Below are 8,858 nucleotides of genomic sequence, written 5' to 3' on the forward strand. Positions count from 1 at the left end.
GGGGACGGGGGCGCGGACAGCTCCGCGTCGAGGTCCACGTAGACGGCGCCGGGCAGGTGGCCGGCGCGGTGGTGCGCGCGGCCGTCGGCATCGCCCAGGCGCCAGCGCACGTCGAGCAGCAGCAGCGGCTCCCCCGCGAGGAGGGCCTCGTGCACGGCGCGGACGGGGACGAAGGCGCCCTCGGGGGCGGGTGCGCTGCGCGGGTCGGGGGCCACGGCCCCATCCTCCCCGGTGCGCCGCCGCGCCGGGGAGGCGGCGCACCGGGGTAGCGTGCCGCTCGCCCGGCGACGGGCACCAGGGAGCGGCAGCCGGCGGGGGGAGCGGGAGTGGGCGCGCAGCAGCCGGCGGGGGGCGACGGCGCCCCGCCCCCCGCGGGGGAACCCGCGCGGGCCGTCCACGAGGTCCCGCCGCGCCGGGACGCCGTCATGCTCGCACTGCTGGCGGGGGTGGTGCTCGCCCTCGTGCTCGCCGTGCTCGCCGACCACCGGGCGGGTGGTCTCGTGCTCGGCGCAGACCTCGCCGTGGCGGCCGTCGTGCGCCTCGTGCTGCCCGTGGCGGTGGTGGGTTCGCTCGCGGTGCGCTCGCGCGCCGTCGACGTCGCCGTCCTGGTCGTGCTCGCCGTCGCCTGCACGGGCCTGGCGTGGGTCACGCCGACGGGCCCGCCGGCGCCCCCCACCCCCTGACCGCCGCACCCCGACCGCCGCCCCCGGGCGGACCCCGGGTGGTCTCAGCCGAGCAGGCCCAGGGCGCGCACCGCCTCGCGCTCGGCCTCCAGCTCCGCCACCGAGCGCTCCAGGCCCGCGCGGGCCGCGGCGTCGAGCCGCAGGCCGGGCACGACCTCCCACTCCCCGCCGCGGGTCGTCACGGGGAAGGAGCACACCAGCCCCTCCGGCACGCCGTAGGCACCGTCGGAGACGACCGCCATCGACGTCCAGGTCCCCTCCGGCGTGCCGAGGAACCAGTCGCGCACGTGGTCCACGACGGCGCTGGCGGCGCTGGCGGCGGAGGACGCCCCGCGCGCCTCGATGATCGCCGCGCCGCGCTGCTGCACGGCGGGCACGAAGGTGCCGGCCACCCAGCCGGTCCCCTCCGAGGGGTCCCCGACGACCTCCGGCGCCGGGCGGCCGGCGACGGTGGCCGCGCCGAGGTCGGGGTACTGGGTGGCGGAGTGGTTGCCCCACACCGTCACGCCCCGCACGGCGGTGACCGGGACACCGGCCCGCCGCGCGAGCTGGGCCACCGCCCGGTTGTGGTCCAGCCGCGTCAGGGCGCTGAAGTGCCGCGCGGGCAGGCCCGCGGCGTGCGTGGCGGCGATGAGGGCGTTGGTGTTGGCGGGGTTGCCGACGACCACCACCCGCACGTCGTCGTCGGCGTGGTCGGCGAGCGCCCGGCCCTGCGCCGTGAAGATCGCGCCGTTGGCGGCGATCAGGTCCTTGCGCTCCATGCCCCTGGTGCGCGGCCGCGACCCCACCAGGAGGGCGACGTCCGCCCCCTCGAAGGCGGTCGCGGCGTCGTCGCCGACCTCCACGCCGGCCAGCAGGCCGAAGGCGCAGTCGTCCAGCTCCATGGCCACCCCCTCCGCCGCGGCGCGCGCGGCGGGGACCTCCAGCAAGCGCAGCCGGACGGGGGTGTCCGGGCCGAGCATCGCGCCGGAGGCGATGCGCGGCAGCAGGCTGTAGCCGATCTGCCCGGCGGCCCCGGTGACGGCGACCGTGACCGGTGCGGTGGTGGGTGCGGCGCTCACGCGGGTCCTCCCGGGTCCGCCGCCGCGGCCGGCGGGGGCGTCCCGCGGCCGCCGGCGGTGTCGTCGTGCGGTGTCGTCCCCGGCACGCTAGCGCCCGCGGCGGGGCCGGTGCCCGCGGTGGGGGCGTGGTGCCCGCGACCGCCGCCACCCCGTCCCCGCCACGTCCCGACCGGCGGGACCGCCGTCCCACCACGTGGACGGCGGGGGTCCTGCCGTTGTCCCGGCGCCACCGCGGCGGCTACGCTCGAGGGGCCATCAAGAGCGGCTGAGAGACCTGGCTCGTCGACGCCGCAGCAACCACGGGACCCCGCAGGTGCTTCCGGCCAGGACCGATGGGAGTACCCGTGCCGTCCACCACCCGAGCCGATCGGCGATCCGCCGCGCTCACCCGGCGCCTGCACGTCGACCTGCAGCGCGCCACCACCTCCTGCTGTCCCCGCTGACGCCCCGCGCACCCGCGCACCCCTCGTCAGCGCACCGGACCAGCAGGAGAACAGCCATGACCGTCCCCGCCAGCGCCCAGCCCGACTTCCGCGCCGCCTTCCGCAAGGCGGCCAGCAGCGTCTGGGTCGTCACCACCGTCCTCGACGGCGCGCCCGTCGGCTTCACCGCGATCTCCGTGGCGTCCGTCTCGGTCGCCCCGCCGCTCGTCTCCTTCAACACCAGCCGCACCTCCTCCTCCCTGCCGGCGCTGCTCGCCACCCGCCGCTACGCCGCGCACCTGCTCGCCGGTGACGGCGAGGCCGTCGCGCGCCGCTTCGCCGGGCCGGCCGCGGACCGCTTCGCCGACCGGGCCGGCTGGCGCTGGGGCGCCGACGGGCTGCCCGAGCTGCTGGGCACCGCGGCACGCCTCGGCGGCGCCGTCGCGAGCTTCACCGAGGCCGGCGACAGCCTGCTGGTGCTCGGGGAGGTCGCGGCCGTCACGGTGGGGGAGGCGCCCCCGCTGGTGCACCACGACCGCAGCTACGTCTCCGCGGTGGCCCTGCCCGCCGCGCCGCCCGCCACCCAGCCCACCCCTGCGGCACCCGCAACCCCGCCGCGTCGTCACCTGGAGGCCGTCGCCCGATGAGCACCGCACCGCAGCCGCCCGAGCCGCTGAAGTTCGCCTACTGGGTGCCGAACGTCTCCGGCGGCCTCGTCGTCTCCACGATCGAGCAGCGCACCAGCCACGACCCGGCCTACAACGTCGAGGTGGCCCGCGCCGCCGAGCGGGTCGGCTTCGAGTACGCCCTCAGCCAGGTGCGCTACGCCGCCTCCTACGGCGCCGACGCCCAGCACGAGTCCACCTCGTTCTCCCTCGCCCTGCTGCTGGCGACGGAGCGGCTGCGGGTCATCGCCGCGGTGCACCCCTACTTCTGGCACCCCGGCGTGCTCGCGAAGTGGGTGGCGACCGCCGAGGAGCTCACCGGTGACCGCCTCGCCCTCAACGTCGTCTCCGGCTGGTTCAAGGACGAGGCGACCTCCCTCGGCGTGGCGTGGCCCGAGCACGACGAGCGCTACGCGCAGTCCGAGGAGTTCATCCGCTACCTGCGCGGGGTCTGGTCGCAGGACGGCTTCACCCTGCGGGGCGAGCACTTCACCGCCCGCGACGTCACGTTCCGCCCGCAGCCGCGCCGGCAGCCGGAGATCTTCCAGGGCGGCAACTCCACCGCCGCGCAGGCCATGGCCGGGCGGGTGAGCGACTGGTACTTCATGAACGGCAAGTCCCTCGCCGACGCCGCCGGGCAGGTCCGCGACGTGCGGGCGCAGGCTGCGCTCAACGGCCGGACCGTGCGCTTCGGGATCAACGCCTTCGGCGTGGTGCGCGACACCCGCGAGGCCGCCGAGGCCGTGGTCGAGGAGATCGTCGCCAAGGCCGACGTCGCGAAGGTCGAGGGCTTCGGCGCCGCCGTCCAGGAGGCGGGCAACGCCACGAAGGACCGCAAGGGCATGTGGGCCGACAGCGGGTTCCGCGACCTGGTGCAGTACAACGACGGCTTCCGCACCGGCCTGGTCGGCACCCCCGACGAGGTGGCCCGCCGGATCCTCGCCTACCGCCTCGTGGGCGTCGACCTCGTGCTGCTCGGCTTCCTGCACGTCAAGGAGGACGTGGAGGCCTTCGGCGAGCTGGTCATCCCGCGGGTGCGGGAGCTGGAGCAGCGCCTCGTCGCCGGTGAGGACCTCGCCCTCGGCGCCGAGCTGGACGCCGCGGTGGCCGCCGCGGCGGGCACCGGCGAGCCCGTCCCGGTCGGCTGAGGACCGCGCCGGCGCGACCGCCGGAGCAGCTCGACGCACACGTGCCGACGCCGCGGCCCCCTGGGGGGAGCCGCGGCGTCGGTGCGTGCTGCGGTGCTACCTGCTGTGCGGTGCTACTTCGTGAAGGTGACCACCGTGCTGCCCACCGTGCCGCCGCCGACGTCCACGCTGACCGTCTTGCACGAGCCGGCGTAGGACTTCGGCGTCCGCCAGTTCACCTGGTACCAGCCGTCCCCGAGGTTCTGCAGACCCCCGGCGGTCTCCTCGCGCGGCAGGTCCCTCGTGGTGCCCGCGCCGCAGGCGGCGGTGCGCGCCGTCACGGTCGCCTTGCGCAGGTCCGTCACCGGTGTGCCGTCGTGGTGCACGACGCGCCACTTCAGGGGGACGGTGCGGCCGGCGTTGACGGTGTTGCGCCCGCCGGTGGACACCGGACCGGTGAAGTTGCCGAACTCGTGGGCCGGCGCGGCGGTGTAGAGGATGCTCGGGGCCTTCGGCTGCTGCATGCCCACACCGAGGTGGAATGAGGTGTGCGGCGGCTGGTTGTAGCCGACGTTCTGCCAGGTCACCCCCAGGCGGTAGACCGGGTCGTGCATCAGCGTGCGGATCCGGTGCTCCGTGACGTCCGTGGTCGTGTAGATCCGCAGCTCCTGCGAGTCCGCGGAACGCCACACGACCTCCTCGCGCCAGTCGCCGAACAGGTCGGCCTGCAGCGCGGGGTTCGCCTTGGTGCCGTTGTTCGACGACGCGCCGGTGGCGGTCAGCAGGTTCGCGGTGGTCGAGTCCTGCCAGTTCCACTTGTCGATGCGGTTGGAGTCCTGCAGCTCGCGCAGCAGGTCCCCGTCCCACCAGACGCCGAAGTTCGTCGAGGACGGCACCGCGTCGGCGATCTTCTCGCCCTCGGCGTTGAACAGCGCGCTGACCTGCTGCTGCTGGGCGTTGACGATGTTCGACGCCCACGCCTCGCTGCCGGGGTGGCGCGGGTCGATGTCCACGGCGATCCCGCGGCCGGTGTCGATGCCGGTGTGCTCGCCCCACAGGATCTCCCCGGTCTCGGCGTCGCGCAGCGACAGGCCGAACGGGGCGTCGGCGTGCTCCTGCACGGCGAACGTCTCCAGCCCGGGGCGGGCGGGGTCGTGGTCGGCGACGTGCAGGGCGTCGCCGTGGCCGAGCCCCGTGGTGTACAGCGGGGTGCCGTCGTCGTCGACCGCCATGGCGCCGAAGGTGATCTCGTCCTTGCCGTCGCGGTCCACGTCGGCGACGGCGAGGTTGTGGTTGCCCTGGCCGGCGTACTGCGCCAGGCCGTCGTCGTCGGTGTCGAAGCGCCAGCGCTTGACGATCTTCCCGTCGGTGAAGTCGTAGGCCGCCAGCACCGTGCGGGTGTAGTACCCGCGGCTGAAGACCATGCTCGGGCGCTCGCCGTCGAGGTAGGCGACGCCGGCGAGGAACCGGTCGACGCGGTTGCCGTAGGCGTCGCCCCAGGCCGCGACGTCCCCGCGCGGCGGGTCGTAGGCCACGGTGTCGCGGGCGGCGCCGGTGCGGCCGTCGAAGACGGTGAGGAACTCATCGCCCAGCAGGACGTACCCGGTGGAGTTGCGGTGGTCGACGCCCGCCCTGCCGATGACCCCGCCGGTGCCGTCGACGGTGCCGTCGGCGGTCTTCAGCGCCACCTCGGCCTTCCCGTCGAGGTCGAGGTCCTGCACGAGGAACTGGGTGTAGTGCGCGCCGGCACGGATGTTCGGGCCCAGCGCGATGCGCCACAGCCGCGTGCCGTCCAGCCGGTACGCGTCGAGGAGGACCTCACCGGTGTAACCGGCCTGGGAGTTGTCCTTGGCGTTGCTCGGGTCCCACTTCACGACGACCTCGTAGGTGCCGTCGCCGTCCAGGTCGCCCACGCTGGAGTCGCCCGCGCTGTAGGTGTAGGGCTGCCCGTCCTTGGTGTAGCCGTCGGCGGGCTTGTCCAGCGCCACCGGCAGGTACTGCTGCCCCCAGACGCCCACCTCCGCCGTCCCCGGGCGCTCCACCCCGCCGCTGACCGGCACGACGCGGTACCTCGACGCGGCCGTCCCCGCCGGGTCGAGCAGGTTGGTGGCGCCGGTCACGGGGGTCTGGGTGATCCGGGTGCCGTCGCGGTAGACGTGGAAGCCGAGGTCCGCGGGGTCCAGGCCCAGCAGGCGCCAGCCGACGTACACGCCCTGGTCGGTCTTCACGGCGACCGGTGCGCGGTCCAGGTGCTCCACCGGCCGCTGCAGGACGGTGACCGCGGGGGTCTCCACCGGTGCGGACCGCTCCGAGACGCCACCGGCGTTGACCGCGGCGACGCGGTAGAAGTACGGGATCGTCGTCAGGACGGTCGTGTCGGTGAAGCGCGGCTCGGAGCTGCGCCCGACGAGCGTGTAGGGCCCGTCCGCCTTCGTCGCCCGGAACACCCGGTAGGAGCGGGCCGCCGCGTCCCCGGTCCACGTGAGCGTGACGGACTTCTTCCGCACGTCCGTCGCGCTCAGCCCCGTCGGCACGGGTGCCGTGGCCACGGCCGGGTCGAGCATCGGCACGACCAGCGGTGCGGACGGCACGGACTCCAGCCCGCCGGCGTCGACGGACGCCACGCGGTAGGAGTGCTCGATGCCCAGGTCGGCGGTGGCGTCGGTGAACGTCGTCCCGGTGACCTCGCCGAGCAGCGCCGGCTTCGCCGCGCCGGGCTCGCCGCGGTACACGCGGTACTTCACCGCGCCCTCGGTCGCCGTCCAGGACAGCACCGCGGTGGCGGGGTCCTGCTCCAGCGACGTCGAGTCCAGGGTGAGCGCCGCCGGTGCCAGCAGCAGCGGGGTGATCTCCAGACCGTTGAGGTGGGCGGTGGCCCCCGAGACGGCGACGTTCAGCTGCCCGTCGGTCACCGCGACCTCGTTGACGACCTTCTCCGCGGTGCCCCGCGAGGCGTTGGCGGCGCCGTGGTCCTTGCCCTCGATCCGGACGTTGCTGCGCACCGTCCCGAGGAGGTCGCCGTGGTAGGACTTCACGGCGTAGGTGCCGTTGGGCACGTCCACCGCGAACTCGTAGGAGTTGTTGAAGTACGCGACGAAGTCGCGGCGCAGGTCGTCCGCCGCCGCACCGCGGTCGCGGTCGATCATGGCGGCGGTGTTGCCCACGAGGCCGTACTTCTTCTCCGGCGTGTACACGTCCGCCCGCGTCACCTGGGTGTAGCCGGCGGCGACGGGCGCCCCGGCCGGGCCGAAGTCGAACCGCAGGTTCGCCGAGCGGGTCGTGAACGTGACCGCCTCCGAGGGGGCGGACTCGCCGCGGCCGTTGACCGCCACCACGCGCACGGAGTACGCCGTGCCCTCCGCGAGCCCGCCGATGGGCTGCGAGGGCACCGTCGTGGCACCCACGAGGGTCCAGGCGCTGTCCGGTTCCGCGGCCTTCTTGCGGTACACCCGGTACACGTCGGCGCCGGCGGCGGGGTTCCAGCGCGCGGTCGCCGCGGCGTTGCTGACGCTGCCGACGGCGAGGCCTCCGACCTGCGCGGGGACGGCCGCGGGCGGCTCCACCTCCCGCACCTGCTGCGCCAGCGGCAGCGGGGAGCCCTTCGTCAGGGTGGCGACGAGCCGGGCGATCTGGATGGCGCCGTACTCCTGGAAGTGGGTGTCGTCCTCCACCCCGTTGATCCACGCCTGGTAGATGCCGGGCTGGGCGTGCAGGAACACCGCCTTGGTGCCCTCCGGGCCGACCTCGTCGTAGTAGGCGCGGCTGGCGGCGGACAGGTCCAGCAGGACGACGTCCAGCTCGGTGGCGACCTCCTTCATCGCCTGCACGTACTCGGGGAAGCTGACGTTGAACTTCCCGGTGGCGGGGTCGAAGTCCCGCCGGCCCACCGGCGTGACCAGGACGGGCGTCGCGCCGCGCTGGCGGGCGCCCTCGACGTACACCTGCAGGTACTTCTTGTAGTCCGCGGGGGAGGCGTAGCGCTCGGGGCGGCTGACGGTGGCGTCGTTGTGCCCGAACTGCACGAAGAAGTAGTCCCCGGGGCGGATGTTGCGCAGCACCTCGTCCAGGCGGCCCTCGACGAGGAACGACTTGGAGCTGCGACCGCCGATGGACTTGTTCTCGAACACCACCCGGTCGCTGAAGAACCGGGGGATCATCTGCCCCCAGCCGGCCTCCGGCATCCAGTACGGGTCGTACGTCTGGACGGTGGAGTCCCCCGCGAGCCAGGCCGTCGGCTTCTCCCCGGCGGTGCGCGCGGCCTTGCGGGTGATGACCAGGGCGTTGAGGTTCGGGGTGGCTCCCGACAGGTCCAGGTCGAGGCGGCCGTCGACGAGGGCGATGTCGAAGTTCATCTCCAGGTACTCGCCCGCCGCCTTCGCGGTCGTCTGCACCTTCTGGATGCTCTCGGCGGTGATCGCGATCTCGGTGGCACCCGTCGCGTCCCCGGCGACCAGGGAGACGGTGTAGTCGGCGTTCGGCAGGTCCACCGAGAACGTCGTGTCCCGTGCCGTCACGAAGTCCGAGCGCAGCGCGTCGGGGCCGCCGCGGTCGGTGCCCGTGACCTTCGCGGGGTCGGTGAAGCCGAAGGCGCCGGCGGAGTACGCCGTGGTGGCCTCGACCTTCGTGTGGCCCGCGGCGGTGGCGCCGGGGCCGAAGTCGAGGCGCAGCGCGGCGCCGGGGGCGACCTCCACGGCCGCGGCGGGCAGCACGGGTCCGATGCAGGTGGCCGCGAGCGCGATCACCGGGACGGCGAGGAGCGAGCGGGGGGTGCGGGGTGGCGCCATGGCGGCGGGGCTCCGATCGACGGTGGTGCGGGGACGGGACGTGGGGCGTGCCGGGGGGACCCGGAGGCGTGCCGAGGGGACGGCGGGCAGGCCGGGGGGACGTGGGGTGGGCCGGG

At 74.9% G+C, this 8,858-nt stretch carries 5 protein-coding genes, 1 pseudogene and 1 riboswitch; of the genes and pseudogenes, 3 read left to right on the plus strand and 3 right to left on the minus strand.

All coding sequences use genetic code 11. From position 1 onward, the window contains the following. Positions 1-215, minus strand: a pseudogene (locus ABEB16_RS09115) (rhodanese-like domain-containing protein); the annotation flags it as partial. 111 nt (positions 216-326) lie between these two features. Here ABEB16_RS09115 and ABEB16_RS09120 point away from each other — a divergent pair. Then, positions 327-683 (plus strand): DUF3017 domain-containing protein, encoded by a 357-nt coding sequence (locus ABEB16_RS09120; RefSeq protein WP_345711942.1) that lies wholly within the window; start codon positions 327-329, stop codon positions 681-683. A gap of 44 nt (positions 684-727) precedes the next feature. Here ABEB16_RS09120 and ABEB16_RS09125 read toward each other — a convergent pair whose 3' ends face one another. Then, positions 728-1,744, minus strand: coding sequence for a malate dehydrogenase (locus ABEB16_RS09125; protein WP_345711943.1), 1,017 nt, complete (start codon positions 1,742-1,744; stop codon positions 728-730). Positions 1,745-1,993: 249 nt separating this feature from the next. Then, a riboswitch (SAM riboswitch) is annotated at positions 1,994-2,083 on the plus strand. A 160-nt stretch (positions 2,084-2,243) separates the two neighbouring features. On the opposite strand from ABEB16_RS09125, the gene ABEB16_RS09130 reads away from it, so the two are divergent. Both ABEB16_RS09130 and sfnG read left to right on the plus strand, forming a co-directional pair. Continuing rightward, entirely contained in the window at positions 2,244-2,813 is a 570-nt protein-coding gene (locus tag ABEB16_RS09130; protein WP_345711944.1) for a flavin reductase family protein, read from the plus strand. Continuing rightward, positions 2,810-3,979 (plus strand): dimethylsulfone monooxygenase SfnG, encoded by a 1,170-nt coding sequence (gene sfnG, locus ABEB16_RS09135; protein ID WP_345711945.1) that lies wholly within the window; start codon positions 2,810-2,812, stop codon positions 3,977-3,979. Before ABEB16_RS09130 ends, sfnG begins: the two co-directional genes overlap by 4 nt. Before the next feature lie 113 nt (positions 3,980-4,092). Here the strand turns inward: sfnG and ABEB16_RS09140 are convergent, their stop codons facing one another. Next, positions 4,093-8,742 (minus strand): rhamnogalacturonan lyase family protein, encoded by a 4,650-nt coding sequence (locus ABEB16_RS09140; RefSeq protein ID WP_345711946.1) that lies wholly within the window; start codon positions 8,740-8,742, stop codon positions 4,093-4,095. Between the last annotated feature and the right edge of the window lie 116 nt (positions 8,743-8,858).

Source organism: Kineococcus glutinatus (assembly GCF_039542765.1).
GTDB lineage: Bacteria > Actinomycetota > Actinomycetes > Actinomycetales > Kineococcaceae > Kineococcus_A > Kineococcus_A glutinatus.